28 protein-coding genes are annotated in these 25,137 nt (G+C 42.8%); 18 read left to right on the forward strand and 10 right to left on the reverse strand.

Annotation, left to right across the window (positions count from 1 at the left end; all coding sequences use genetic code 11):
• Positions 1-19 precede the first annotated feature (19 nt).
• The gene (locus ASE42_RS01895) at positions 20-1,201 is read left to right on the forward strand and encodes a class I SAM-dependent rRNA methyltransferase (protein ID WP_056765431.1); all 1,182 of its coding nucleotides are present in this window, start codon (positions 20-22) and stop codon (positions 1,199-1,201) included.
• A 34-nt stretch (positions 1,202-1,235) separates the two neighbouring features.
• Here the strand turns inward: ASE42_RS01895 and ASE42_RS01900 are convergent, their stop codons facing one another.
• Positions 1,236-1,916 carry a CidB/LrgB family autolysis modulator gene (locus tag ASE42_RS01900; RefSeq protein WP_056765434.1) on the reverse strand — a complete coding sequence of 227 codons (681 nt, stop codon included), beginning with the start codon at positions 1,914-1,916 and terminating at the stop codon, positions 1,236-1,238.
• Positions 1,910-2,293, reverse strand: a complete 384-nt coding sequence (locus tag ASE42_RS01905; RefSeq protein ID WP_024426437.1) for a CidA/LrgA family holin-like protein — start codon at positions 2,291-2,293, stop codon at positions 1,910-1,912. Before ASE42_RS01905 ends, ASE42_RS01900 begins: the two co-directional genes overlap by 7 nt.
• Positions 2,294-2,458: 165 nt before the next feature.
• On the opposite strand from ASE42_RS01905, the gene cidR reads away from it, so the two are divergent.
• The 4 genes from cidR to ASE42_RS01925 all read left to right on the forward strand — a co-directional run bounded on the left by cidR (position 2,459) and on the right by ASE42_RS01925 (position 5,353).
• Complete coding sequence (cidR, locus tag ASE42_RS01910; RefSeq protein ID WP_024426436.1) at positions 2,459-3,346, forward strand: cidABC operon transcriptional activator CidR; 888 nt, start codon at positions 2,459-2,461, stop codon at positions 3,344-3,346.
• Positions 3,347-3,363: 17 nt separating this feature from the next.
• The gene (thiM, locus tag ASE42_RS01915) at positions 3,364-4,188 is read left to right on the forward strand and encodes a hydroxyethylthiazole kinase (protein ID WP_056765437.1); all 825 of its coding nucleotides are present in this window, start codon (positions 3,364-3,366) and stop codon (positions 4,186-4,188) included.
• On the forward strand, positions 4,175-4,843 hold the full coding sequence (thiE, locus tag ASE42_RS01920) for a thiamine phosphate synthase (protein ID WP_024426434.1): 669 nt from the start codon (positions 4,175-4,177) through the stop codon (positions 4,841-4,843). Before thiM ends, thiE begins: the two co-directional genes overlap by 14 nt.
• A gap of 135 nt (positions 4,844-4,978) precedes the next feature.
• On the forward strand, positions 4,979-5,353 hold the full coding sequence (locus ASE42_RS01925; RefSeq protein WP_025093816.1) for a nuclear transport factor 2 family protein: 375 nt from the start codon (positions 4,979-4,981) through the stop codon (positions 5,351-5,353).
• Positions 5,354-5,386: 33 nt separating this feature from the next.
• On the opposite strand, the gene ASE42_RS01930 is transcribed toward ASE42_RS01925, so the two are convergent.
• From ASE42_RS01930 to ASE42_RS01955, 6 genes are all read right to left on the reverse strand, one after another.
• The gene (locus ASE42_RS01930; RefSeq protein WP_056765440.1) at positions 5,387-5,605 is read right to left on the reverse strand and encodes a DUF4288 domain-containing protein; all 219 of its coding nucleotides are present in this window, start codon (positions 5,603-5,605) and stop codon (positions 5,387-5,389) included.
• 320 nt (positions 5,606-5,925) lie between these two features.
• The gene (locus ASE42_RS01935; RefSeq protein ID WP_024423846.1) at positions 5,926-7,467 is read right to left on the reverse strand and encodes a cation acetate symporter; all 1,542 of its coding nucleotides are present in this window, start codon (positions 7,465-7,467) and stop codon (positions 5,926-5,928) included.
• Positions 7,464-7,778 (reverse strand): DUF485 domain-containing protein, encoded by a 315-nt coding sequence (locus ASE42_RS01940; RefSeq protein ID WP_024423845.1) that lies wholly within the window; start codon positions 7,776-7,778, stop codon positions 7,464-7,466. The genes ASE42_RS01935 and ASE42_RS01940 overlap by 4 nt, the downstream gene beginning before the upstream one ends.
• 107 nt (positions 7,779-7,885) lie before the next feature.
• Positions 7,886-8,554, reverse strand: coding sequence for a glycosyltransferase family protein (locus ASE42_RS01945; protein WP_056765441.1), 669 nt, complete (start codon positions 8,552-8,554; stop codon positions 7,886-7,888).
• Positions 8,547-9,236 carry a class I SAM-dependent methyltransferase gene (locus ASE42_RS01950; protein ID WP_024426430.1) on the reverse strand — a complete coding sequence of 230 codons (690 nt, stop codon included), beginning with the start codon at positions 9,234-9,236 and terminating at the stop codon, positions 8,547-8,549. Before ASE42_RS01950 ends, ASE42_RS01945 begins: the two co-directional genes overlap by 8 nt.
• 300 nt (positions 9,237-9,536) lie before the next feature.
• Positions 9,537-9,677: an anti-repressor SinI family protein gene (locus tag ASE42_RS01955; protein WP_008345506.1), complete on the reverse strand. Its 141-nt coding sequence runs from the start codon at positions 9,675-9,677 to the stop codon at positions 9,537-9,539.
• A gap of 456 nt (positions 9,678-10,133) precedes the next feature.
• On the opposite strand from ASE42_RS01955, the gene ASE42_RS01960 reads away from it, so the two are divergent.
• On the forward strand, positions 10,134-10,517 hold the full coding sequence (locus tag ASE42_RS01960) for a GtrA family protein (RefSeq protein WP_012011676.1): 384 nt from the start codon (positions 10,134-10,136) through the stop codon (positions 10,515-10,517).
• Positions 10,518-10,544: 27 nt separating this feature from the next.
• The gene (locus ASE42_RS01965; RefSeq protein ID WP_056765442.1) at positions 10,545-10,802 is read left to right on the forward strand and encodes a hypothetical protein; all 258 of its coding nucleotides are present in this window, start codon (positions 10,545-10,547) and stop codon (positions 10,800-10,802) included.
• A gap of 33 nt (positions 10,803-10,835) precedes the next feature.
• Here the strand turns inward: ASE42_RS01965 and ASE42_RS01970 are convergent, their stop codons facing one another.
• Positions 10,836-11,681 carry an AraC family transcriptional regulator gene (locus ASE42_RS01970; protein ID WP_024423841.1) on the reverse strand — a complete coding sequence of 282 codons (846 nt, stop codon included), beginning with the start codon at positions 11,679-11,681 and terminating at the stop codon, positions 10,836-10,838.
• Between the two features lie 181 nt (positions 11,682-11,862).
• Here ASE42_RS01970 and ASE42_RS01975 point away from each other — a divergent pair, with 181 nt between their 5' ends.
• The 8 genes from ASE42_RS01975 (at position 11,863) to qoxD (ending at position 21,137) form a co-directional block, all read left to right on the forward strand.
• Positions 11,863-13,044: a galactokinase gene (locus ASE42_RS01975; RefSeq protein WP_056766812.1), complete on the forward strand. Its 1,182-nt coding sequence runs from the start codon at positions 11,863-11,865 to the stop codon at positions 13,042-13,044.
• On the forward strand, positions 13,044-14,036 hold the full coding sequence (gene galE, locus ASE42_RS01980; protein ID WP_056765443.1) for a UDP-glucose 4-epimerase GalE: 993 nt from the start codon (positions 13,044-13,046) through the stop codon (positions 14,034-14,036). The genes ASE42_RS01975 and galE overlap by 1 nt, the downstream gene beginning before the upstream one ends.
• A gap of 35 nt (positions 14,037-14,071) precedes the next feature.
• Positions 14,072-15,583 (forward strand): UDP-glucose--hexose-1-phosphate uridylyltransferase, encoded by a 1,512-nt coding sequence (gene galT, locus ASE42_RS01985; protein WP_056765445.1) that lies wholly within the window; start codon positions 14,072-14,074, stop codon positions 15,581-15,583.
• 12 nt (positions 15,584-15,595) lie between these two features.
• Positions 15,596-16,678 (forward strand): M24 family metallopeptidase, encoded by a 1,083-nt coding sequence (locus ASE42_RS01990; protein WP_056765446.1) that lies wholly within the window; start codon positions 15,596-15,598, stop codon positions 16,676-16,678.
• A 517-nt stretch (positions 16,679-17,195) separates the two neighbouring features.
• Entirely contained in the window at positions 17,196-18,152 is a 957-nt protein-coding gene (gene qoxA, locus ASE42_RS01995) for a cytochrome aa3 quinol oxidase subunit II (RefSeq protein WP_087977856.1), read from the forward strand.
• A 27-nt stretch (positions 18,153-18,179) separates the two neighbouring features.
• Complete coding sequence (gene qoxB, locus ASE42_RS02000) at positions 18,180-20,138, forward strand: cytochrome aa3 quinol oxidase subunit I (protein WP_024423835.1); 1,959 nt, start codon at positions 18,180-18,182, stop codon at positions 20,136-20,138.
• The gene (gene qoxC, locus ASE42_RS02005) at positions 20,138-20,755 is read left to right on the forward strand and encodes a cytochrome aa3 quinol oxidase subunit III (protein ID WP_024423834.1); all 618 of its coding nucleotides are present in this window, start codon (positions 20,138-20,140) and stop codon (positions 20,753-20,755) included. The genes qoxB and qoxC overlap by 1 nt, the downstream gene beginning before the upstream one ends.
• Position 20,756: 1 nt before the next feature.
• Positions 20,757-21,137 carry a cytochrome aa3 quinol oxidase subunit IV gene (qoxD, locus tag ASE42_RS02010; RefSeq protein ID WP_012011667.1) on the forward strand — a complete coding sequence of 127 codons (381 nt, stop codon included), beginning with the start codon at positions 20,757-20,759 and terminating at the stop codon, positions 21,135-21,137.
• Between the two features lie 77 nt (positions 21,138-21,214).
• On the opposite strand, the gene ASE42_RS02015 is transcribed toward qoxD, so the two are convergent.
• Positions 21,215-21,478: a spore morphogenesis/germination protein YwcE gene (locus tag ASE42_RS02015; protein WP_008345491.1), complete on the reverse strand. Its 264-nt coding sequence runs from the start codon at positions 21,476-21,478 to the stop codon at positions 21,215-21,217.
• Between the two features lie 476 nt (positions 21,479-21,954).
• Between ASE42_RS02015 and ASE42_RS02020 the strand changes: the two genes are divergently transcribed.
• From ASE42_RS02020 to ASE42_RS02030, 3 genes are all read left to right on the forward strand, one after another.
• Positions 21,955-23,166, forward strand: a complete 1,212-nt coding sequence (locus ASE42_RS02020; protein WP_024426424.1) for an FtsW/RodA/SpoVE family cell cycle protein — start codon at positions 21,955-21,957, stop codon at positions 23,164-23,166.
• Positions 23,167-23,276: 110 nt separating this feature from the next.
• The gene (nfsA, locus tag ASE42_RS02025) at positions 23,277-24,026 is read left to right on the forward strand and encodes an oxygen-insensitive NADPH nitroreductase (RefSeq protein WP_039182366.1); all 750 of its coding nucleotides are present in this window, start codon (positions 23,277-23,279) and stop codon (positions 24,024-24,026) included.
• Positions 24,027-24,082: 56 nt separating this feature from the next.
• On the forward strand, positions 24,083-25,084 hold the full coding sequence (locus ASE42_RS02030) for an LLM class flavin-dependent oxidoreductase (protein WP_080780785.1): 1,002 nt from the start codon (positions 24,083-24,085) through the stop codon (positions 25,082-25,084).
• Positions 25,085-25,137: the final 53 nt, after the last annotated feature.

Raw genomic sequence — 25,137 nt, forward strand, 5'->3', positions numbered from 1 at the left:
TAGGATAAGGATGACACAAATGAAAAAAATCTCATTAAAACAAACATTTGCGGAACAAGTGAAAAAAGGATATCCGCTCATTTCCAAAGATGCAGTATCGCATGTGAACGGTGTACGGGAAGGCGAGCTCATTGAATGGGTAGATGAGCGGGGCGCTTTTTTAGGAAAAGGGTATTATGGTGTACAAAATAAAGGAATCGGCTGGGTACTAACCTTTGATGCGAACGAAAAAATAGATCAAGCTTTCTTTGTCTCTAGGCTTGAGCAGGCAGCGAAAAGCAGAACGCATTTATTTCGTGATGCTCAGACGACTGCTTTCCGTGTCTTCAACGGAGAGGGTGATGGAATTGGCGGCGTCACAATTGATCATTATGACGGATTCTACCTCATCCAATGGTATAGCGAAGGAGTCTATACATTAAAGGAAGATGTATTGGCTGCACTTGAGCACGTATATCCAGACTATAAAGGCATTTATGAAAAGAAACGATTTGATACGTCTGGACAGTACATAGAAGATGATGATTTTGTGAAGGGAGAGAAAGGTGAATTTCCTCTCATCGTGAAAGAAAACGGCATGAACGTGGCGGTTTACTTAAATGATGGCGCGATGACGGGTATTTTCCTTGATCAGCGTCATGTGAGAAAAGCGATCCGAGACCGTTATGCAAAAGGAAAGACTGTGCTCAATACGTTTTCTTACACAGGCGCTTTCTCAGTAGCAGCTGCGCTTGGCGGAGCGAGCCGTACGACAAGTGTGGATGTTGCAAACCGCAGCTTGAAAAAAACATCTGAGCAGTTTGAAGTAAATGGTATTGATGTGGACGGGCAGGATATCAAAGTCATGGATGTCTTTAAATATTTTCCGTTTGCAGCGAAAAAAGGCTGGACCTATGATCTCGTCATCTTAGACCCGCCTTCCTTTGCACGAACGAAAAAGCACACATTCAGTGCGGCGAAGGATTATAAGAAGCTATTAAAAGAAGCCATCCAAATTACAGCTGAGAACGGCGTCATTGTGGCATCAACGAATAGCAGTGCATTTGGCATGAAGAAATTTAAAGGGTTTATTGCACAGGCTTTTAAAGAATCAGGGCAAACCTATCGGATACTTGAAGAATATACACTTCCTGAGGATTTCCGTACAACGAAGAATTATCCCGAAGGAAACTATTTAAAGGTTGTCTTCATACAAGCATAAGAAAAAGCCATTTCCGAAAAGGAATGGCTTTTTTCTATAAGGCAAACGACATAAGGATAGGCGCTGCACATAATGTAATAATGGCTGAAATAATCATCGATACACTTGAGATCGTCCCTGAGACGGAGCTCATTTCAAAGGCCTTCGATGTTCCTGCACCGTGTGCACCTGTTCCAAGCAGGACGCCCATGGCAATGTCATTATCGATGCGGAAGTAACGGATCACCATTGGACCGATAATCGATCCAAACAGTGCGGTTAAAATGACAAACACGGCCGTAACGGACGGCAGGCCGCCGATCATTTCTGACACACTCATTGCTACAGGTGTTGTAACCGATCTTGGGACAAGGCTCTCAATAAGGCCTGTGTCCAGATGAAACAACTTGGCGATAAATGCCGTTGATAAGATCGCAATGACAGAGCCGCAAGCCACATTCAAAATAATTTCTACTGCATGCTTCTTCAGAATATGAAAATACTTATATAAAGGAATGGCAAAAGCAACAGTCGCAGGCTGCAGCATATTCGTGAGCCATTTCCCGCCTTGATTATAAGTATCGTAAGGAATGTTGACGATTAACAGCAAGACGACAAGGACAAGCGGAGTCACAAGTAATGGGGAGACATAGACCTTCGGATGCCGTTTGTACACCGCTTTTGATCCGAGATATAAAAGAACTGTTAAAATCAGAAATAGTCCGCCAACTAACATAGTTTTTTCCGCTCCTTTCGTTTCGCAATCATTTGCGTCATGATACCAGTTGAGAGCATGACCACAAACGTACTAATTAAGACGACAAGGACAATACTTGTGCCAGATTGAGAAAGCAGTTTTCCATAATCAATGACACCAACTGCTGATGGAATAAAGAAAAGCAGCAGTTCTCCGAGCAGCCATACGGCGCCAAGTTCTATCCATTTTAATTGAATGATCTTAAAATGAAGTAATAAGAAAATGACAAGAATGCCTAAGATCGTGCCCGGAATTCTTAAATGCAAAAAGGCCGCCAGCACATTCATGAATTTCGCAAAAATAAACAAGGCCATAATCTGAAGGGCAGCAATCAGCGGCTTTTTGAGCAATTTCATTTTCTGTTCACTCCTTTTTCTATATAAATTGTTCACTATTTCACAAAAACATGACAACGTTCCAAGTGATGAGCTTACTTTAAAGTGTACAGCACGTTCAGTTATAGGTAAAATACATATATCGAATAGTAATTATTCCTTTTGTCTATAGGAAGGATGAATCAGGTGGACATCAGACATTTAACATATTTCTTAGAAGTGGCAAGGTTAAAGAGCTTCACGAAAGCATCGCAGTCCCTTTACGTATCGCAGCCGACCATTTCCAAGATGGTCAAAAACCTGGAGGATGAGCTGGGGGTGCAGTTATTTTACCGCAATGGCCGGCAGGTTGAAATGACAGATGCTGGCCAAACCATGTATACACAAGCGAGTGAAATCGCACAGTCATTTCAGAATTTAACGAACGAATTAAATGATTTAATGAATGTGAAAAAAGGGCATATTCGAATCGGACTGCCGCCGATGATTGGGTCAAGTTTCTTCCCGAATGTCATGGGGGAATTCCGCCAGCAATATCCAGATGTCACATTTCAATTGGTTGAGCACGGCTCCATTAAAGTAGAGGAAGGGGTCGAGGATGGGTCGCTTGATATTGGTGTCATTGTTCTGCCTGCAAATGATAAAATTTTTCATACGTACACCATTATTAAAGAGAACATGAAGCTCGTGACGCATCCATCCCATCCGATGGCTGGTCGTGAGGAGGTACATTTAGCTGATTTAAGGGAAGAGTCTTTTATTTTCTTTAGAGAAGATTTTGTTCTGCACAGCCGGATTTTGAATGAATGTATGAATGCGGGATTCCGGCCAAATGTCATTTATGAAACGTCTCAGTGGGATTTCATTAGTGAAATGGTAGCTGAAAACTTAGGGATTGGACTCCTGCCAGAACGAATCTGCCGTGATCTTGATCCTGAAAAGGTAAAGGTCATTTCCCTAAACCCGTCGATCCCGTGGCATTTAGGTGTCATTTGGCGTAAAGACCGCTATTTGTCGTTTGCGGCAAGAGAATGGTTAAAGCATACGAAATCCTATGTGTGGGATGCAGAGTAAAAGGGAGGACGATACGGATGAAAACAAGCTGCGCGTCTCATTTATTGGAGAAGGTTCGAGAAAAAAATCCACTCGTTCATAATATCACCAATCAAGTCGTGACGAATTTTACAGCGAATGGACTGCTTGCTTTAGGTGCTTCGCCAGTCATGGCAAACGCCAAAGAAGAAGTGGCTGAAATGGCGCAATTAGCGGATGCACTTGTGCTTAATATTGGCACACTGACAAGAGAGACGGTGGAAGCTATGATACTCGCTGGACAAGCCGCCAATGAAAAAGGTGTACCTGTTTTGTTAGATCCTGTCGGCGTCGGTGCGACAACGTTTCGAGCGAATGCCGCTAAACAGCTGTTAAAGAAAGTGAAAATGACCGTTGTCAGAGGAAATGCTGCTGAAGTGGCTCATTTACTTGGAGTGAATGGCTGGGAGTCAAAAGGCGTTGATGCGAAAGCGGCGAATGGAGATGTATCGGCATTAGCCAAACAAGCGTCCATTGCACTTCAGACAATAGTGGTAATCACAGGGAAAGTCGATGTGGTGTCAGATGGAGATGAGGTACTGTCCATTCATAATGGACATGAATGGCTCACCAAGGTGACGGGAACCGGCTGTTTGCTGACGTCTGTCATCGGGGCATTTTGTGCAGCAGGTGAACAGCCGCTTCATGCGTCGGCCGCTGCATTGTTGTTTTATGGTGTCGCCGCTGAAAGGGCAGCTCTGAGCGCAAAGGATAAAGGACCGGGAACTTTTCAAATTGAATTGTTAAACGCACTATCACACACAACCGGAGATGAAGTGCTGACGTTAGGGAAAATAGGGGGAGTTTCACATGACAAAGGCTGATCAACAGCAAATCAAACAGCAATTATCGGTTTATTTTATTATGGGCACAGCGAATACAACGAGGCAGCCGCTTAATGTTGTGAAAGAGGCCATTCAAGGCGGAATCACCATGTTTCAATTTCGTGAAAAGGGTGAAAAAGCCTTGCAAGGTGAAGAGAAGAAACAATTGGCTCGTCAAATTCAAGCGCTTTGCCAAGAAGCAAATGTTCCTTTTATTGTGAATGATGATGTACAGCTAGCGATTGATCTTGATGCAGATGGCGTTCATGTTGGACAGGAAGACACAAATGCAAAAGACGTCAGAGAAAGGATCGGGAATAAAATATTAGGCGTGTCGACGCATAACCTAGACGAAGTAAAACAAGCCATGAAGGACGGAGCAGATTATGTCGGTATGGGCCCAGTCTATCCAACAGAAACGAAAAAAGATACACGCAGTGTCCAGGGTGTGTCTTTGATCACTGAAGTCCGGCGTCATGGCCTTCAGATTCCGATTGTGGGTATCGGAGGGATCACATACGATAACGCTGCACCAGTGATACAAGCTGGGGCAGACGGTATAAGCATCATTAGTGCTATTAGCCAGAGCGCCGATCCAAAAAAAGCAGCAGAAGAGCTGAAATCACTTGTTGTAGCAGAAAAAGCATCCCTTTAACCTGATTGGAGACATGGATTGGATCAATTCATGTCTTTTCTTATGTCTGGAAAAATAGACAGGAGAGAAACAATTGTGTACAATCACATTAGTTCGATTATTTTCGAAATGACAGGTAAATAAAGGAGAATGAACATGGAAGTGCTCGATACGTATTTTCGCCGGTATGATGAAGCAGGAAAAGGGAAGGAGCAACTGGATGAATTGCTGGCATTGTTTTCTGACGATGTCATGATTGTCTTAAATGGCGCCCAAAAGCCTGGAATCCAAGCGTTCACCCAGTTTTTGAACACATTTTTCCACGTACATGATGACATTAAGCATATGTGGGATGGGTGGATGAAAAGAGAAGATGGAAAGTATGAAACAAACTGGGCCGTTTGCGGAAAGCTTTCGGATGGCCGTGTCTATACAGCAGAAGGAATTGATATCGCAGAGCTGGACGACCAAGGGAAGATCGTTTATTTAGAAAACGTTCCGAAAAACCCAGAGTTATTCCAGCGCTATTAAAAAGCCGGCTGAGCAGCCGGCTTTTTTATTTATCTATAGAATATGCTTCAATGGCTTCTTGAGCAGATGTTTCTTTATCAAAAATGCATTATCATAGGTTTCGTCTGGAAAGCCTTGTTCGACTTTTTCCTTCACTTTACGGCGGTTTTTAGCTTTTACCAAGACAATTCGTTCTTCAAAGATTTTATCAGGTATACTGCTTGGCGTTGAGATGGATTCAAATAATAATTTTGCAGAATAAATCCTTTGCATATGTCATCCCACTTCTTTCATGTCGTTTTAAATAATTTCCAGTATGTGTATAACATGATAACATAGGAATGACATCTTGCAGGGGATACATAACTATAAATAGATTCATTACGGGGAGGGATAGGAATGAAGAGTGTGGTGGATAACAGAGGGGAAGTTCATGAAATTCTGTTAATCATTATTACATGCTGCTCTCTAATCACGTTTAGAAGGATGGCCAGATTAGAGAAGTATAAAAATAAATTAAAAAGCCAATTTATACCTTACTGAGACTTGAACAGAAGATCACAAATACAGCCGGCTGAGCAGCCGGCTTTTCCTTATGAATCAGTATCCATATGCATGCCTGTATGTGCCTTTACTTGAATTTCCGTAAAGGTGTCTTCATCTGCTTTTTCAGAAGAGAATATCGTGCCTAAGTAGGCGGCAAGGAATCCGAGTGGAATCGAGATAATCCCAGGGTTCGACAGCGGGATGAGCGGCTCTCCTGTGAAGATGGCTGCTCCTGACGGGTCCCAGACGCTTGGGCTGAGCGAGACAATGATCAGTGCGCTCAGAAGGCCTGTTAAGCTTCCTGCGATGGCACCCGTAGAGTTAAATCGTTTCCAAAAAACAGTGAAGATAATCAAAGGTAAGTTCGCACTTGCCGCCACTGCGAAGGCAAGAGACACAAGAAAAGCGACGTTTAAGGACTGGGCAAATAATGCAAGAATGATAGAGAGGATCGCCACGCCGATTGAAGCAAAGCGCGCCGCCTTCACCTGCTCCCGTTCACTCGCTTTTCCTTTGCGGATAATCTGACTATAAAAATCATGCGCAAAGGCAGACGCGGCGGATAGGACGAGACCAGTTACCACCGCCAAAATAGTCGCAAAGGCAATAGCGGAAACAAAGGCAAATAACAAATCTCCTCCAAGAGCTTGGGCGAGCAGTGGAGCGGCCATATTCCCTGCTGCATCTGCTGCCGTGATCGCTTCTGTTCCCACAAAGGCAGCAGCACCGAAGCCAAGGAAAACCGTCATTAAATAAAAAATCCCGATGATCCAAGTAGCAGAAAGAACCGATTTTCGCGCAGAAATCGCATCCTTTACCGTATAAAAACGGATCAAAATGTGCGGCAAACCTGCTGTCCCAAGCACTAAGGCGAGGTTAAGAGACAGGGTTTCTAAAGGCACATCATATTTATTTCCCGGGTGAAGAAACGATTCACCAAGCGGGGTTGCAGTTTTCATCTGTTCAAACATCTTCAGCAGGCTAAAATCAAATTTTGCAAACACAAGCAGAGAAATAATTAATGTCCCAAGCATGAGAAGCACAGCCTTTGTGATCTGTACCCAGCTGGTCGCAATCATGCCACCAAACACGACATAAATGGTCATCAGGACACCTACGATCAGCACAGCGATCCAGTAATCAATGCCAAGAAGCAGCTTGATTAATGCACCTGCTCCAACGAGCTGTGCAATCATATAAAAAGTGGAAACTGTAATGGTATTAAAGGCGGCAACCCCTCGAATAGCAGGGCGCTTAAATCGTGCAGCGATCATATCGGCCATCGTATATTTCCCCAGATTTCGAAGCGGTTCAGCCACAACGTAAAGAACGACAAGATATGCTACTAGAAAACCAATGCTATAGAAAAAGCCGTCAAATCCGTTTAACGCGATCATTCCAGCAATCCCTAAAAATGATGCAGCAGACATATAGTCTCCAGCAATGGCAAGGCCGTTTTGAAACCCAGTCAGACCTCCGCCTGCTGTGTAAAAATCACTCGCATTGCTTGTTTTTTTCGCAGCAAAATATGTGATGACCAATGTGAGTCCTACGATCGCTACGAACAAAATAAAAGCGGTCATGCTCATTCGTCATCACCTCTTGATTCAGTTTTTAAAGCGCTTACATAATTGTCGAACTTAGCTGCTTTTTTCGCATAAAGTCCACATAAAACCCAGGTCATGACAAATTGTGTGAGGGCGAATAACCAAGCCCATGAGATCGCGCCAATTGCCGGCGTGTTCAAAAAGGTGAAGTAGGATGTAGCAACCGGAAGTGAAAAGTAAAAGAGAAAAAAGAAAATCGTCATCGGTACGATAAATCTGCGTTTTTCCTCAAGAAGTTTTCGAAAATCCTCTGAAGCGGCAACCTTCTTATAATGAACTTTTTTGTCTGCCATTGTTTCCTCCTTTGTACGAATTAGGGACAAGGTACTCCAATGCATATGAGACGATCTGGCTGTTTATGACAGTATATCATAAAAAAGGCACCCGAAAAGGGTGCTTTCTATCGATAATTTGCAAGAAATGTTTGTCTCGCTTTTTCATACGCTTCTGCGTCAAAATGATCTCCGCATTTATGAATACACCAAGGCTCTTCTTGATTTGCAATCCCAACTTCATAGCCCTTCTGAGTGAATTCAAAGGACTGCGAGACATCATAAAAATGAAAGCCGTCAAAGAGGTCCTCACGCCACCTCACATCGTATTGTGTTGCCATGAATAGACCATCAATGGCCGCAGCTTTGATATAATCTTGCGCTTCGGGCTGCTGACGGTCTCTTTCAAACGAAAGCAGCTGATAGGTGTCGTGACGATATTCAATGACTTTTCCCCTGCAATCAGAACTCTCCCACCAAATTCCATTGTCAGGCACGTTTTCTGCTCCAATCACGCCAACCATGCCAAGTGATGGATTTTGTAAAAAAAGTGGGATGATTTCAAGCAGCATATGCTGTTTAACAATCAAGGTATCCTGATGAAGATAAATTTTAAACTGAGCTGGATGAGTGATGGCTTCATTGTATGCAGAGGTCATACTTGATGCATGTCTGATTGGTAAGACCTCCACATGGTATCCATGAGGAGCCGGAAGTGAAGCCAGCTGCCGGAAGCAAGCTTGAAACATCGATTCATCATTCACACATAAAACAAACAGAATCGTCGGATTACTCATGAAATGGAACCGCCTCGACCACATATTGATAGGCTGTAGCAGACTCGTGAAAATCAGAACGAATGCCGTGTTTCATGAGTAATTCATGTAGATCATTCAACACGCTTGCATAGGAAGGATGCTGTACGCGAATGGCCTCGAATTCGCGAATGCGAAAACCCGCTGAATGAAAGAGTGCATGTATTTCGTGAAGGGTGAAGAAACGTAAATGTGTTTGATCCATTAACCCTGCATCTGTATAAGTAAATCTGCCGGCCAGTAATTCTAAAACCGTTGAAATGTGGCCGATATTTGGAATAGATGACAGGATGGCACCCTCTTTTTTAAGGAAGGGTTTCACCTTTTTTAAAACGGCCCAAGGGTCCAATAAATGCTCGAGGACGTCTCCGAAAATAATGCAGTCAAATTGTTCATGTTGATAAGGGAGAGCCATCTGTTCAATATTTCCGCAGAGAACATGATCCAGCTCTTGCTTAGCCTCTTTTGCTGCATCTTCAAATGACTCAATGCCATAAATGGTCCGGCCCTTTTGTTTCAGGACTTTTCCAAGCTTGCCTGTGCCGCATCCGATATCCAATAAAGACGTCCATTCCGCGCGAATACGGCTGACGATGACCGGGTTTACCCCATGATAATACTGATCCTTTTTTTGGTGATAATACGAAAGGGAATCTGAACTCACGCTCTACCCACCTTTCTCTTTCTCGTTGTTTTCATGCTTAATATATGGGAGAGCAGCTTGGTTTTATAACGAGAGAAGGACAATTTTCATGAATGGCGGCTAAAAAGGGATCATATAAAGAACAGGAAATGGACTGTCCTCCTAATATAGAAAGACAGAACCCCATTGAGTGAAGGGATTGGTATGGAGAGGTGTTCAATTATTGTAGCGTATCGTCATGAAAGGATTTTCAAAAGGTCAATTGACAGGTCAGAACTTATAGCCAAAGCAGTCTGAAAGACAAAGGATAACGGCGTTGATTTACGGTTTGTTTATCATCTTCTGATCACCGTTGGATGTTAAAAAAGCTTGTATTTCTTCGATGCCTAGTCCAATTTTTTTCGCTTCCTGAATCAAATAAACCCACTCTTCGTCAACTCTTCTTTTCACTTGCGTATCCATAATATCCTCCAGTTCAATAAGACATATTCACTGCAACCAATGACTTGAACAAACCGTCTAGTAACTGTACGTGTGGTTGAAAACAGCGCAAAATAAATTTTTGTCGAAAAATGATGACATTTAACCTATTTTGTAAAATCTATCACCTACCACGTCCCTAAAAAAATGACTAAAAAACCCATAAATATTGAAATCTTATTTCTAATAATAAACAATTGTAAAGTCAGTTGAAAGATTATAAATTAAAATAATGATAAAGACCTAAAACATTTGACTCATATAAACCAATTGCTTTGACATTTGCCATCGAGTAGAACAAATTTCATCTTTGCAGGACATACATATTGTTCGTTTGGGAAGTTCTTCTCAAGATGGTATTCTAAAAGAAACAGAAACCACCAAGAAGGAATGAAGAAAGACATGTATAGCCTTTTTCAAAAGTATCAAGAAGTTGTCATGTATCTTGTTATGGGTGTGTGTACAACCATTGTCAATATCGTCAGCTTCTATTTATTCGTTGAGATGTTTTCCATGGATTACAAAACAGCTACGGTTGTTTCATGGGTATTTGCTGTTCTCTTTGCTTATATCACCAATAAGAAGTATGTCTTCAAGCAAAAGGCTCGTGACACAAAAAGCCTCATGCGTGAGCTTTCTTCATTTTTTAGTGTCCGTCTCATGTCTCTAGGTGTAGATCTGGGGCTGATGATTTTATTTGTGAGCCAAATGGCGCTCAATGAAACCGTCGCAAAAATTCTCGTCAACTTTGTGATTGTGGTGGTCAATTATGTCGCCAGTAAGTGGTTCGTCTTCAAGAAAACAAAAGAAGATGCGATTTAACACATAAAAAAAGATAGGTGATGTGAAATGAGCAGCAGGCCAGACGACTTATATGATGCCATATATCAACAAACAGAAAAGCAGCATGAACAAGTGCTGAGGCTAGTCAAAGAAATGACCGCACATCCAGAAGCGTTTTCGGAACAAGAACAGGAAAAGGTCAACCGAATGGACATTGCGCTTCAAACGGCAACGGACATTTTAGAAAATTTAATGACCCCTGATACGCAAATGACCATTGTTTTAAGACAAGGGAGAATTCATGTTGACCTGTCAAAAGCGTAAAAGAAGCAGCCAATATGCAGCGGCTGCTTTTTATTATGCATCGCTTGTTTCCCGCAGTTGCTTTGGAGACATGCCGATTTTCTTTCGAAAGACTTTATTCAAGTAATTCGCATTTCGGTAGCCGCACTGTATGGCGATTTCTTCAATTGAGTATTTCGTTGTTTTTAGTAATGTTTCCGCCTTTTCTAACCGGATATTGGTTAAGTAGTGAATAGGTGTGAAGCCAGTGGCCTTTTTGAATTCTCTCGTAAAATGACTTTTGGATAAACGTGCCGCAGCTGCCATATCGTCTGGGCCAATTTCCTCGTGAAAATGATGGCTGGCAAACAAGGCCGCTTGGACGATGGGCTCAGGCCATTTCTCCATTTGTCCCTCAAGCTTTGGCAAATATGAATACAGTTCCATGACAAATTGATAAGCAAGGCTAGACCCCTCAAATGGATTGGTAATCCGTCTTTCACTGGCTTCATCATAAATTTTCTTCAGCAGGCGGATCGGTTTGGAATGAGGATGAAAACGCATGACCTGCTTTCCTTGATCTATAAATTGGTCAAAGCAAAGATCACAGGCTTCCCCATAAAGCGTCAAATAGAGAAATTCCCAATGCTCACTGTCTTCTGGAAAATAATATTGATAGGCACTTGGACTTTTCACAAGAAAGGCCTGCCCCGGCAAGACTTTAAACCGCTTCTGGCCGATTTCAATCATGCCATGTCCAGACAGTGTGAGCTGAAAGATGCACTTGCCCTGATCCTTCCGCTCCACGCCATTCCAGCTGTATAACGAAGATGATTGAACCTCCCAGCCAACAGACCATATTTGTGCCGGCAATGTAACATCAGAATGGTGAAAACGAAATGCAAATGCTTCCTTCTTCAAATTGGAAAACCTCCTTCACAGCAAAAAACAACCATTTTCTATTTTGAATCATGGTACACCTCATATCACATCGTACCATTCACAGCAAAAAAAGGGTATTTTTTAACGATTTTTTTACCATTGAACATACGCATTTCAGGCAACTAAAATAAGAGTATAAGAAGAGAAAAGGGGAATGGATATGATCGATATGTTACGCACGGCATTTCACCAGCAATTTGGGGATAGAGAAGAAGAACTTCGCTATTTTTTTGCCCCGGGAAGAGTGAACTTGATTGGTGAACATACAGATTACAATGGAGGTCATGTATTCCCTTGTGCGCTCACTCTCGGTACATATGCAGCATGTGCAAAGCGGACAGATGGCCGCGTGAGAATGTATTCCTTGAACTTTGATGGCGATGGTGTGAAAGAATTCGACCTTTTTGAAATCGCTTACTTAGAATCGGATGGCTGGGCGAATTATCCGAAGGGTGTGTTCCATCAGTTTATCGAAGCAGGGATGAAGATAGAAGAAGGCTTTGACATTGTATACGGCGGCAATATTCCCAATGGCGCAGGCCTGTCTTCCTCTGCCTCGATTGAGCTTGTCACCGCCGTCTTCATCAATGAATGGCATTCATTCGGCGTTTCAAATGCCCGTCTTGCCCTCCTTTCGCAGCGTGCAGAAAATGAATTCATTGGCGTCAATTGCGGCATCATGGATCAGTTTTCAATTGCTCTTGGAAAAGAAGATCACGCCATTTTGCTCAATTGCGATACCCTTGATTTTCAATACAGTCCGTTTCGGCAAGAGGGACTGGCGCTTGTCATTGCCAATACAAACAAAAAGCGGACACTGGCAGACTCCAAATACAATGAACGCCGGTCAGAGTGTCAATCAGCTTTAAACGATTTACGAAAAGAAATCGATCTTGCCCACTTATGTGAGCTCACGGCAGATGAATTTGCCGAACATGCCCATTTGATTCAGGATGAAACATGCCGCAAACGTGCAAGACACGTAGTGACAGAAAACGAGCGGACGATGAGAGCGATAAATTTTTTGAAAGATGATAAAATTGAAAAGCTAGGCGCCCTCATGAAGGCATCTCATCTTTCTTTAAAGAATGATTATGAAGTGACTGGATTTGAACTAGATACACTTGCAGAAGCCGCTTGGCTCCATCCTGGAACGATTGGCTCTCGTATGACAGGCGCGGGTTTTGGCGGCTGCACGATCAGTATTGTGAAAGAAAAGCAGATGGCATCATTTATAAAAGAAACGGGTGCGATTTATCAAGAGAAGACAGGCATTCAAGCCTCTTTTTACACAGCTGGAATTGGAGGCGGCGCAAGAGAACTCACGAAGGAGGAAGTGTAATGACAATTTTAGTGTGCGGGGGAGCAGGGTACATTGGCAGCCATGCGGTAGCTGCTCTTTTAGCGAAAGGTGAACAAGTGGTGGTAGTGGATAATTTGCAGACAGGCCACAAAGAAGCTGTTTTGGAGGGAGCTGTTTTAGAAGAGGGAGATTTACGAGATCAAGATTTTTTAAGACAGGTTTTCAAAACACATCAAATAGAAGCGGTGATGCACTTTGCTGCAGATTCACTTGTCGGCGAGAGTGTAACAGACCCGCTAAAGTACTATGACAACAACGTTGGAGGAGCGACAGCCTTACTTCAGGTGATGAATGAATTTGATGTGAAACACATCGTTTTCTCTTCAACCGCTGCCACATATGGTGAACCAAAGCGAGTGCCGATCGTTGAAACGGATGAGACGAATCCAACCAATCCTTATGGAGAAACAAAACTAGCCATTGAAAAAATGCTGAAGTGGTCTGAGCAGGCATATGGAGTGAAATACGTTGTGCTTCGCTACTTTAATGTAGCTGGCGCTCATACAGAAGGACTTGTCGGAGAGGATCATCAGCCTGAGACACATCTCATTCCGATTATTCTGCAAGTGGCTTTAGGAAAACGAGATCAGATCATGATTTACGGTGATGATTATGAGACAGAGGATGGCACGTGTATTAGGGATTACATTCATGTCATGGATTTAGTAGACGCGCACATCTTAGCTGTTGATCGTCTGCGCGCTGGAAAAGAAAGTGCAACATATAACTTAGGGAATGGCACTGGTTTCTCCGTGAAGCAGGTAGTAGATGCTGTTAGAAACGTCACGGGGCATGCGATCCCAGCACAGGTGGCTGACAGACGTGCGGGGGATCCAGCAAAGCTGATAGCTTCTTCTGAAAAAGCGCTGCAAGAATTAGGGTGGACACCTCAATATGCTGACCTTCACACCATCATTCAAAGTGCGTGGGATTGGTTTCAGAAGCATCCAGACGGCTACCAGAGTAAATAACGCATAACAGGCAGGCAAGAGAGGGGACAGAGAGAATGGCGGTTGATATTTTTGAAAAACTGGAACAGCTGATTCAATACGGGATCAATCATGAGCTGATCACACGACTAGATATCGATTATACGAGAAATCGGCTGCTAGAGGTGCTTGGGCTGGATGAAGCTGAGCCAAGAACAGTCTCAGGGGAGGCGGAGCTTGAAGACATCTTAATGCCGATGCTGGATTGGGCAGTTGAGACTGGCCTTATCCCTGAGGGGACGGATACGTATCGCGATTTACTAGATGCGAAAATCATGGGATGCTTGGTGGCGCCTCCAAGTGTCATCTACGCAAAGTTTGAAGAGAAACGCCAGCATGAAGGGCCAGAGGCGGCTACAAGCTGGTTCTATGAAATGCAGCAGCACGCACACTATATTCATACAGGGAGAATCGCCAAAAATGTGCAGTGGTTTACACCAACAGATGATGGCGTGCTGGAGATCACAATTAATCTATCAAAGCCGGAAAAGGACCCAAAAGCAATCGCTGAAGCCAAAAAGCTTAGTCAAAAGCAATATCCTCTTTGTCTCCTTTGTAAAGAAAATGTTGGGTTTGGGGGGCGGATCAACCATCCAGCGAGACAGAATCACCGGATTATTCCTGTGACACTCACAGATGAATCTTGGTTTCTACAATTTTCACCTTATGTGTATTACAACGAGCACTGCATTGTGTTCAAAGGCGAACATGAGCCGATGAGCATCACCAAAAAGACCTTTGAACGACTGCTTTCTTTCATATATATATACCCGCACTATTTCATCGGATCGAACGCCGACCTTCCGATTGTCGGGGGCAGTATATTAAGTCATGACCATTTTCAAGGCGGTGCGCATGAATTTCCGATGGCGAAAGCGGAGGTGGAAGAGGTCTTTTCTCTGAATGCCTTTCCGAATGTGAGGGCTGGCATTGTGAAATGGCCGATGTCTGTCATTCGGCTTCGAAGCAGCGACCGGCAGACGCTTGCAGACGCCGCAGACTTTATCTTAACCAAGTGGAAAATGTATTCAGATCAAGAAGTGGAGCTGCTAGCTCATACTGGAGAGACGCCGCATAATACCATTACACCCATTGCACGCCGCCATGGCGATGACTATGAATTAGATCTAGTGCTGCGCAATAATCGTACAAACAAGCGGCACCCGGATGGAATTTTCCACCCGCACGAAGAAGTCCATCATATTAAAAAAGAGAATATCGGATTAATTGAAGTGATGGGTCTTGCAGTTCTTCCTGGTAGATTAGCAGAGGAATTAAGCCAATTAAAAGAAGCGCTCTTATCCAAAAACCCCCTTGAAGAAATCAAAGCCCGCCCTGCTATCACGAAACACGAAACATGGGCAAAGCGCCTGCTTGAAGAGAACACCTTTACAGAGGACAATACAGAAGCCATTTTACAAAAAGAAGTCGGTATGATTTTTTCTCGTATTCTCTCACAGGCGGGTGTGTTTAAAAGAACTGAGCAAGGGAAAACAGCTTTTAAACGTTTCATTCATACACTCATATAGGCAGGTGATTAGATGATTGAACAAGTAAGAACATTAATGGAAGAAAAACAGCTCGACGGTGTCTTGATTCAAAAGCGTAATAACTTCTCCTGGCTGACAGGAGGAAGAAGAAATCACATCGTATTAAATACACCAGAGGGCGTGTGCAAGCTGCTTGTGTTAAAAGACGACATCGTCCTCATTGTGAATCAAATGGAAGAAAAGCGGATCATTGAAGAAGAGATGGCCTATATCGATCACCCATTTCAAGTGGTAACGATGGATTGGTTTGAGGATGATACGGCACACATTCAAACACTCACAAAAGACAAACGGATCGGGTCAGACATTCAAATGGATGGATTTGAATGGATCGAGCCGGATTTGTCGCAAGTCCGATCCATTCTTTCTGCATCACAGCTCCGCCAATATGAAACGCTTTGTCATGAAACAGCAGTCATTGTAGAGAGTGTCTGTAAAGAAATCGTTCCAGGACAGACGGAGCACGAAATCGCTTCGCTTGCGGCTCAAAAAGCGATCGCGCATGGAATGACGATAGAAGTACTGCTTGTGGCAACAGATGACCGGATTCATCAATACCGTCATCCAATTCCGACAGACAAAAAACTTCAAAAGCATGCGCTTGTTGTTCTTTGCGCTGAACGGCATGGACTCGTGGCGAATGTCACAAGGTCTGTTTACTTCGGTCAGCTTCCAAAGGAGCTTGAAGAGAACAAAGAGCGGCTTGCCCGAATTGACACGGTCATGAATGCCGCCACGCGCCCTGGTAAGACATTGGGAGATGTATTGAAAGCAGGTATTGCTCAGTATGAAAAAGAAGGCTTCCCTGATAGCTGGAAAAAGCTTCATCAAGGGGGAAAAACGGGCTTTGTATCTAGAGAAATCATTGCAGTTCCCTCATCGAAGGAAGAAATTCAGCAGCAACAAGTGTTTACTTGGAACCCTTCATTGCCTGGATTGAAGTCAGAGGATACGATGGTCGTAGAGAAAGAGGGGAACCGCTTTTTAACCTATACAGGCAAGTGGACATACATTGAGGTTAAGCATGAAGGGGACATCTATAGACGCCCTGATATTTTAGTGAGAGAAGAATAACTGCAGAATGCCGGCGCTGAGCCGGTTTTTTGCTGGAAGTCATTTAGCGGGATTCCACATATTCATCATGATTGCCAATTCTTACACCGCATAGTCAGAGGATCGATACTTTCTTTTCTTGTCAACTTGCGTTAAAATAAGTAAGGTTTTTGTTAAATGTGGGGATACCTATTTTGAAATTGTTTACCTAGATAAAATTTCATTAAGTTAAATTGAAATTTGACCAAACTTTTTTATTGTGGTAAACCTAAATTTGACAAAGTTCTTGATTGTTTGTCCTTTGCCTTCAACTCTCAACTTTTCAAAATCCTAGAAATTTATTGTGTGTGCAATAATATAAATTTATGTCGAATTTATGACATTTTGAGAGAAATCTGTTGAAAAATAAATGAACTTTTGAAAAAAGGGAAGCTAACTCTAACAGATTTTGATAGCATTACAAAGGGAAGAAAAGTTTTCGAAGGCAGATGGCTTTTCACAATTATTCAGCAATTTATACATTATTTAAGGAAGGATGGTGATCTTCTTGTTCAGAGCCATTAAACCTATGCTTTTATTAGCGATGCTCGTGAGTGTTTTTGTATTAGGAGGTTGCAGCAATATCGCTGTTTTAGATCCTAAAGGACCAGTCGCAGCACAACAAAAAGACTTAATCCTTTTATCTATTGGATTCATGCTCTTTATCGTTGGTGCGGTATTTGTACTGTTTACCATCATTTTGGTTAAATACCGTGAGCGTAAGGACGTTGGAAACGCCTCTTATAACCCAGAAATACACGGGAATACGCTTCTAGAAGTTGTCTGGACAGTGATCCCAATATTAATCGTTGCTGCTCTTTCGATTCCAACTGTAAAAACAATTTACTCTTTGGAAGAGGCACCTCAAGCAACAAGCCATAAAGATCCACTCGTCGTTTATGCGACAGCTGTTGATTGGAAATGGATCTTTAGTTATCCAGAGGAAAATATTGAGACAGTGAACTACTTAAACATTCCAAAAGATCAGCCGGTTTTATTCAAAATCACTTCCGCTGATACAATGGCATCACTATGGATTCCTCAGCTAGGCGGGGAGAAGTATGCGATGGCTGGAATGGAAATGGAACAATATCTTCAAGCTGATGAAGTAGGCACATACCAAGGAAGAAACGCCAACTTCACAGGCGAGGGCTTTGCTCAGCAAAAATTCAAAGTCAATGCGATGACGCAGTCTGACTATGATAAATGGGTAAACAAAACGAAGAAAGAAGCACCAAAGTTAACGAAGAAAACGTATGACTACTTGATGCTTCCTGATGCTGCAGATGTGCAGACATTCTCATCAACACATTTATCCTTTGCGAAGCACGGAGAAGATTCTGAATATGCACTCCAAGCACGCAAACGTTTAGGTTATCAAGCAGTTTCTCCGCATTCCAAGACAGATCCTTTCGAGAATGTGAAGAACTATAAAAGAAAATTAGAAACAGAATAAACTGACTAAGGAAAGGAGGAGGCCGTTATGCATTTAAAATGGGATGAGTTTTTTGTAACTGGAGACCCATTAATTCTTGGTGCGCAAATTTCTATCGCTCTTACTTCCATTGCCATCGTGTTTGTTTTAACCTACTTTAAAAAGTGGAAATGGCTCTGGAAAGAATGGCTGACATCAGTTGATCATAAAAAGCTTGGTATCATGTATATCCTTGCTGCTGTGATTATGTTCTTCCGCGGTGGGGTAGACGGACTGATGATGCGCGCGCAGCTGGCGCTTCCTAATAATACGTTTTTAGATTCAAACCACTATAATGAAATCTTTACAACGCATGGTACGATCATGATTCTATTCATGGCGATGCCATTTTTAATTGGTTTAATCAACGTCGTTGTTCCTCTTCAAATTGGTGCACGTGACGTTGCATTCCCTTATTTGAACAACCTTAGCTTCTGGACATTTATGGTCGGAGCAATGCTGTTCAACATTTCCTTCGTTATTGGAGGATCACCAAGTGCAGGCTGGACGAGTTACATGCCGCTCGCCGGAAATGATTTCTCACCAGGACCTGGACAGAACTACTACTTGCTCGGGCTCCAAATTGCAGGTATTGGTACACTTATGACAGGTATTAACTTCATGGTGACCATCTTAAAAATGCGTACAAAAGGTATGACACTTATGCGTATGCCAATGTTTACATGGACAACATTGATTACGTCTGTCATCATCGTGTTTGCATTCCCTGTACTAACAGTTGCTTTAGCACTTATGACATTTGATCGTTTATTCGGTTCTGCATTCTTTACACTCGAAGCAGGCGGTATGCCGATGCTTTGGGCGAACCTTTTCTGGATTTGGGGACATCCTGAGGTATATATTGTTATCCTGCCGGCTTTCGGTATTTTCTCAGAAATCTTTGCGACGTTCTCAAGAAAGCAGTTGTTTGGTTACAAAGCGATGGTTGTATCAATTGTGGCAATCTCTGTTCTTAGTTTCCTTGTGTGGGTTCACCACTTCTTTACAATGGGGAACAGTGCAGCGGTTAACTCATTCTTCTCGATTACAACAATGGCGATTTCTGTACCAACAGGTGTGAAAATCTTTAACTGGCTCTTTACGATGTATCGAGGCCGTATCAGCTTTACATCACCAATGCTTTGGGCACTTGGTTTCATCCCGAACTTCGTAATCGGTGGTGTAACTGGGGTTATGCTTGCGATGGCAGCTGCGGATTACCAGTACCATAACACGTACTTCCTTGTATCCCACTTCCACTATGTATTAATCGCAGGTACTGTATTTGCTTGTTTTGCTGGTCTTGTTTTCTGGTATCCAAAAATGTTTGGTTACAAGTTAAACGAAAGAATCGGCAAATGGTTCTTCTGGGTATTCATGATCGGATTTAACATCTGTTTCTTCCCGCAGTACTTCCTAGGGCTGCAAGGAATGCCAAGACGTATTTATACGTATGGACCAGAAGATGGCTGGACTGCACTCAACTTTATTTCAACAATTGGTGCATTTATGATGGGTATCGGATTCATCATCCTTTGCTACAACATTTACTACAGCTGGAGACACTCAAAACGTGAAGTGTCTGGAGACAGCTGGGGAGAAGGACGTACACTTGACTGGGCGACATCTTCTGCAATTCCGCCGCATTATAACTTTGCAGCACTTCCAGAAGTGACAACACCAGATGCATTCCATCATTGGAAGCAAAACAATGTGGACGTTCATCCTGAAAAAGAATTCAAGAAAATTCACATGCCGCATAATTCAGGCAGACCGCTGATCATGTCTGCATTCTTTGGACTTGGTGCATTCGGTCTTGTATTTGAATGGTACTGGATTGGCGTTATTGGCTTAATCGGTGTATTCGCAACGATGATTTTACGTTCATTCGAGTATGACGATGGCTACTATATTCCTGTTGAAGAAGTCATTGAAACAGAGAAAAAGAATAAGGAGGCGCAGAAGTAATGGGACATAATGATAGCAGCTATGCAAATGCACCGCTTGAATATCAGTCTGAAACCGGACGTTTAAACATCCTTGGTTTCTGGATATTCCTTGGCGCGGAAATCGTGTTGTTCTCAACACTTTTTGCGACCTACTTTGTTCTACATGGCAGAACAGCTGGCGGCGTTTTACCAGCTGAGCTGTTTGATATGAAGCTTGTATTGATCATGACATTCCTGCTATTGGTTAGTTCATTTACATGCGGGATTGCTGTTCATGAAATGCGCCGTGGAAGTACAAAAGGGGTTGTCATTTGGACGATTCTCACACTGCTTCTAGGTGCAGGCTTCGTTGGATTTGAGCTTTTCGAGTTCTTCCATTATGTACATGAAGGTGCGAGCATCCATACAAGTGCGTATTGGTCTGCATTCTTTGTACTTTTAGGAACTCACGGACTACACGTATCGATCGGTATCTTCTGGATTACCGGGATCTTGTTCCAAATTAAAAAGCGTGGATTAACTCCACAAACAGCAGCGAAGATTTTCATCTCAAGTCTATACTGGCATTTCCTTGATGTTGTATGGATTTTCATCTTCACAGCTGTTTACTTGATCGGATTAGGGGGGCTTTTGTGATATGGCTGGAAAAACACATTCCTCAGCAGAGCACGAACACTTCCCTTGGAAACACGTAGTTGGCTTTATCCTATCCATTGTGCTGACAGTCTTAGCATTCTGGATTGCGATTGGAGCTGAAATTGGCAGTTCCGCAAAGCTATGGATTATCTTTGGTTTTGCGTTCATTCAAGCATTCTTGCAGCTGTTCATGTTTATGCACATGACAGAGAGCGAGAATGGAACTGTTCAAGTCGGAAATACTTTGTTTGGTCTGTTCTGTGCGATTATCTTCGTCATCGGATCTGTTTGGATCTTTGCGGCTCACTACAGCCACGGAGAGAACAGTAAAGACGGGTATTCACCGTCTGCGCCAAAGCAGTCTGAGCATTCAGAGAAATAATAAAAAAACCACTCATCTCTTGAAGGTGAGTGGTTTTTATCATGATGGTGATAACGCTTCCAATAGTTGGGCGATATCTATCGGCTGCTGAATCTTTTGCGAATGAATGGAAGTCCGTAGATGAGGAACGCTGCAATGTGAGCCAAAATCACGTTAATGGCAAAGAATGCGATCATGAAGGTATGTCCTGCTGGAGATAAACTGCTTGTCATGTAAAGACCGAAGAAAATCCACATAATCATAATGGGTGGAATAGATGCTAATGCAATTTTTCTGTTTTCCAGCCATAAAAACAGGGGTGTAGCCGTTGCAATACATAGGTACGCAAAGAACATATCCATCGTATCCAACTCCTTTGTAAGTTGATATTCAAATCAAATGAGAGGTCAGGATGCAATTGTGTCTGTTTTTAGGAGATATTGTGAACATTTTGTTACAAGTATTATACCACAATTGACTTTGAAGTAAACGTAATAATTGGAAAATGGGCCTTATTCCATACAAAATGGTTTTATTCCTCTTTCCTCAGTGCAGCTTATCTCATCTGATGTTTACTTGTTATATTGCCACATAGGTCATTGAATTTTTCCCTTAAAATCTGTAAAATAAACTTTTTAAAGGACTTGAGATCGATTGAATGAAAAGTGTATAGAGGGATTTTTTCCTATTGTTAGGATGAAAAGTATTTCATTTTTTGAAAATTGAATGGAACCTTTCGGATGTATCTTCCGTCATATTTAAGGTGAGTTGATTTTGTGAAAATTTCAATCTAATATAAATAAGGGCTTTTATGTTTTGTAATAAGGGTGGTTAGTTCATGAACAAGCAGAATACATCTCCTTACTATCAAGGAGATTTGATTTTTATATTTTTAGCCTTCTTTGCCATCAGTATCATTGCGATTTATGCTGCGGGTCAATTTGGGCAGTACGGATCTAATGCGTGGACCAGACAGATCATATACTATATGGTCGGAGTTATATGTATTGTTGCTATTAATTATTTTGACTTAGAGCAATTAGAGAAACTGAGCTTATATATATTTATAGGCGGCATTATGCTGTTAATTCTTCTGAAAATCGCTCCTGCACAAATCGGAGGTCATGATTTTGCCCCAATCAAAAATGGTGCAAAAAGCTGGTTTGTGTTACCTGGAATAGGGACATTTCAGCCCTCTGAGTTCATGAAAATTGGTTTGATTATGATGCTCGCATCTGTTATTGGAAAGTCTTCACCTAGAGGAAAGCGGACATTAGAGGATGATATTTTCCTTCTATTAAAAATTGCCGGTGTGGCAGCTGTACCAGTTGGACTGATCTTCTTGCAGGATGCAGGGACTGCGGCTGTTTGTATGTTTATTGTTGTTGTGATGGTGTTTTTATCAGGGGTGAATTGGAAACTGATTTCTCTCATCGGTTCAGTGGTTGTACTATTGGTTGCCGCTGTGTTAGCCGTCATCATTCTCTTCCCTGATTTTGCGAAAACAATCGGCATTCAGCAGTACCAAATTAACCGGATTACCGCTTGGCTGCCTGATAGTTCTTCGGCAGCCAACCAAGCACAGACGCAGGATGCATCTGGATCTGATAAATATCAAGTAGAGCAGGCGATTATGGCCATTGGTGCAGGGCAGATTTTTGGGAATGGCATTAAAAACTTAAAGGTCTATGTTCCTGAAGCACAAACGGATATGATTTTCTCCATTATAGGTGAAGCCTTTGGCTTTATCGGCTGTGCGTTTGTTGTGATCATGTTCTTCTTCTTGATTTACCGGCTTGTCGTACTGATTGACCGTATCCATCCTTATAGCCGTTTTGCGTCATTCTTCTGCGTAGGATATACAGCATTGATTGTAATCCATACGTTCCAGAACATTGGCATGAACATTGGCGTGATGCCTGTAACAGGGATTCCGCTCTTATTTATCAGCTTTGGAGGAAGCTCTGTCTTGTCTGTTCTCATTGGATTCGGGATCGCCTATAACGCAAGCGTTCAATTAACGAAATATCAAAGTTATTTATTTAAATAAAACGAGTAAGGGCAGTCTAAGTATAGGCTGTCTTTTTTTATGCGAGTTTTAATTTTTGAAAAGCCCTATGTCTTTGCCTTATGATAGAAGAAGTGAAGGAGGTCTTCGAATTGAACAAAACGATAGAAACCATATTAAATCATCGATCCATCCGTTCGTTTACAGACGAGCGTTTGACAGAAGAAGAGGTGCTGACACTGATCAAAAGTGCACAGGCTGCTTCAACATCAAGCTACGTACAGGCGTATAGTATTATTGGGGTGACAGATCAAGAGAAGAAGGCCAAGCTTGCTGAACTGGCTGGGAATCAGCCATACGTTGAGAAGAACGGGCATTTCTTTGTCTTCTGTGCAGACTTGAAACGCCATGATCATATTGCAAAAAAAGCAGGGAAGAATCATCAGGAGGCGCTTGAGAATACGGAAGCCTTTCTCATTAGCGTCATCGATGCGGCATTGGCTGCACAAAATGTCAGTGTTGCTGCAGAATCAATGGGACTTGGGATCTGCTATATTGGCGGACTGCGTAATCAGCTGAGAGAAGTCTCTGAAGTGCTTGAAACGCCATCTTATGTGCTGCCGTTATTCGGTCTGGCTGTTGGCCATCCAGCTAATCAGTCGTCACAAAAGGAACGGCTGCCAGTTGAACTAATCTATCATGAAAATTCATATCAGCAAGATGAAGCGCATGTGGATCGTTATTTAAAAGAATACGACGATCGTATTTCCGCATATTATGAAGCACGAACAAACGGTGAGAGAAAAGATACTTGGTCTGAGCAGATGCTGCGGGGCTTTAGCCAGCCAAAGCGTGCCTTCCTTGGAGAATTTGTGAAAGAGAAGGGATTTAATCGAAAATAAATAAGACATCCCCCTTTCCATTAAGAGAGGGGGATTTCTGTAAGAGGTGCAGCATAATGAAATTAAGTATACTGGATCAATCTCCTTTGATAGGAGGCGCTACGCCTGCTGAAGCACTGAAGCAGACGGTTGAACTGGCGAAGCAGGCGGAGAAGTGGGGTTATCACCGTTTTTGGGTATCAGAGCATCATTTTTCAAACCGGCTTGCAGGATCGAGTCCAGAGGTGCTTCTCGGCCATTTATCAGCCGTTACATCGCACATACGCATTGGCTCTGGCGGCGTTATGCTCCCGCACTACAGCGCCTATAAAGTAGCAGAGAACTTCAGGGTTCTCGAAGCGCTGGCTCCTGGCAGAATCGATCTTGGGATTGGACGTGCCCCTGGTGGTATGCCTATTTCCTCCATTGCCCTTCATCATGGTGAGCGAAAGCGTCTAGGCGACCAGTATCCTGAGCAGGTAGAGGAATTGAAGGTCTATTTACATGATCTAGCGGATGAATTTTACCCGCTGCCTCATTTGACTGCTTCTCCGAAGGTAGAGACCGCGCCAGAAGTATGGATGCTTGGTTCTTCTGGAGGGAGTGCAAGGCTTGCGGCGAAAGCAGGTGCAGGCTACACGTTTGCGCTTTTTATTAATGGTGAAGGCGGAGAAGACTCTGTGGAGCAATATATCAATCGATTTGAACCTTCAGTATTCGGTGATCAGCCGCGTGTCAGTCTGGCAGTCTTTGTTTTATGTGCCGAAACAGAGGAGCAGGCAGAAAAACTGGCTGTCAGCTTAGATTTATCTTTACTTGCCAATGAACAGGGGCTGAATCTTGATGGCTTTCCTTCATATGAAGAGGCACAGTCGTATTCCTACAGTCCTTATGAACAAAAACGAGTGGCTGCCAATCGTCAAAGGATGGTCGTTGGAACACCAGCATCTGTGAAAAAGCAGCTGACCACACTCGCGAAGGCTTATCGGACAGATGAATTGATCGCTGTGACCATCACACATCACATGCAAGACAGGCTCACATCGTATCGTTTATTAAAAGAAGCCTTTGATGCATAACGTATGTGTATTTATCGCCTGCGGAGCCAGTACAAGGGGAAAAGGAGCATCAT

This window comes from Bacillus sp. Root920, assembly GCF_001429445.1.
Lineage (GTDB): Bacteria > Bacillota > Bacilli > Bacillales > Bacillaceae > Bacillus > Bacillus safensis.

Excerpts from the sequence above, each read along its gene's own strand:
- ASE42_RS01895 (WP_056765431.1), top strand. The coding sequence starts at position 20 with ATGAAAAAAATCTCATTAAAACAAACATTTGCGGAACAAGTGAAAAAA.
- ASE42_RS01900 (WP_056765434.1), bottom strand. The coding sequence starts at position 1,916 with ATGTTAGTTGGCGGACTATTTCTGATTTTAACAGTTCTTTTATATCTC.
- ASE42_RS01905 (WP_024426437.1), bottom strand. The coding sequence starts at position 2,293 with ATGAAATTGCTCAAAAAGCCGCTGATTGCTGCCCTTCAGATTATGGCC.
- thiM (WP_056765437.1), top strand. The coding sequence starts at position 3,364 with ATGAAAACAAGCTGCGCGTCTCATTTATTGGAGAAGGTTCGAGAAAAA.
- thiE (WP_024426434.1), top strand. The coding sequence starts at position 4,175 with ATGACAAAGGCTGATCAACAGCAAATCAAACAGCAATTATCGGTTTAT.
- ASE42_RS01925 (WP_025093816.1), top strand. The coding sequence starts at position 4,979 with ATGGAAGTGCTCGATACGTATTTTCGCCGGTATGATGAAGCAGGAAAA.
- ASE42_RS01930 (WP_056765440.1), bottom strand. The coding sequence starts at position 5,605 with ATGCAAAGGATTTATTCTGCAAAATTATTATTTGAATCCATCTCAACG.
- ASE42_RS01935 (WP_024423846.1), bottom strand. The coding sequence starts at position 7,467 with ATGAGCATGACCGCTTTTATTTTGTTCGTAGCGATCGTAGGACTCACA.
- ASE42_RS01940 (WP_024423845.1), bottom strand. The coding sequence starts at position 7,778 with ATGGCAGACAAAAAAGTTCATTATAAGAAGGTTGCCGCTTCAGAGGAT.
- ASE42_RS01945 (WP_056765441.1), bottom strand. The coding sequence starts at position 8,554 with ATGAGTAATCCGACGATTCTGTTTGTTTTATGTGTGAATGATGAATCG.
- ASE42_RS01955 (WP_008345506.1), bottom strand. The coding sequence starts at position 9,677 with ATGGATACGCAAGTGAAAAGAAGAGTTGACGAAGAGTGGGTTTATTTG.
- ASE42_RS01960 (WP_012011676.1), top strand. The coding sequence starts at position 10,134 with ATGTATCTTGTTATGGGTGTGTGTACAACCATTGTCAATATCGTCAGC.
- ASE42_RS01965 (WP_056765442.1), top strand. The coding sequence starts at position 10,545 with ATGAGCAGCAGGCCAGACGACTTATATGATGCCATATATCAACAAACA.
- ASE42_RS01975 (WP_056766812.1), top strand. The coding sequence starts at position 11,863 with ATGATCGATATGTTACGCACGGCATTTCACCAGCAATTTGGGGATAGA.
- galE (WP_056765443.1), top strand. The coding sequence starts at position 13,044 with ATGACAATTTTAGTGTGCGGGGGAGCAGGGTACATTGGCAGCCATGCG.
- galT (WP_056765445.1), top strand. The coding sequence starts at position 14,072 with ATGGCGGTTGATATTTTTGAAAAACTGGAACAGCTGATTCAATACGGG.
- ASE42_RS01990 (WP_056765446.1), top strand. The coding sequence starts at position 15,596 with ATGATTGAACAAGTAAGAACATTAATGGAAGAAAAACAGCTCGACGGT.
- qoxB (WP_024423835.1), top strand. The coding sequence starts at position 18,180 with ATGCATTTAAAATGGGATGAGTTTTTTGTAACTGGAGACCCATTAATT.
- qoxC (WP_024423834.1), top strand. The coding sequence starts at position 20,138 with ATGGGACATAATGATAGCAGCTATGCAAATGCACCGCTTGAATATCAG.
- qoxD (WP_012011667.1), top strand. The coding sequence starts at position 20,757 with ATGGCTGGAAAAACACATTCCTCAGCAGAGCACGAACACTTCCCTTGG.
- ASE42_RS02015 (WP_008345491.1), bottom strand. The coding sequence starts at position 21,478 with ATGGATATGTTCTTTGCGTACCTATGTATTGCAACGGCTACACCCCTG.
- ASE42_RS02020 (WP_024426424.1), top strand. The coding sequence starts at position 21,955 with ATGAACAAGCAGAATACATCTCCTTACTATCAAGGAGATTTGATTTTT.
- ASE42_RS02030 (WP_080780785.1), top strand. The coding sequence starts at position 24,083 with ATGAAATTAAGTATACTGGATCAATCTCCTTTGATAGGAGGCGCTACG.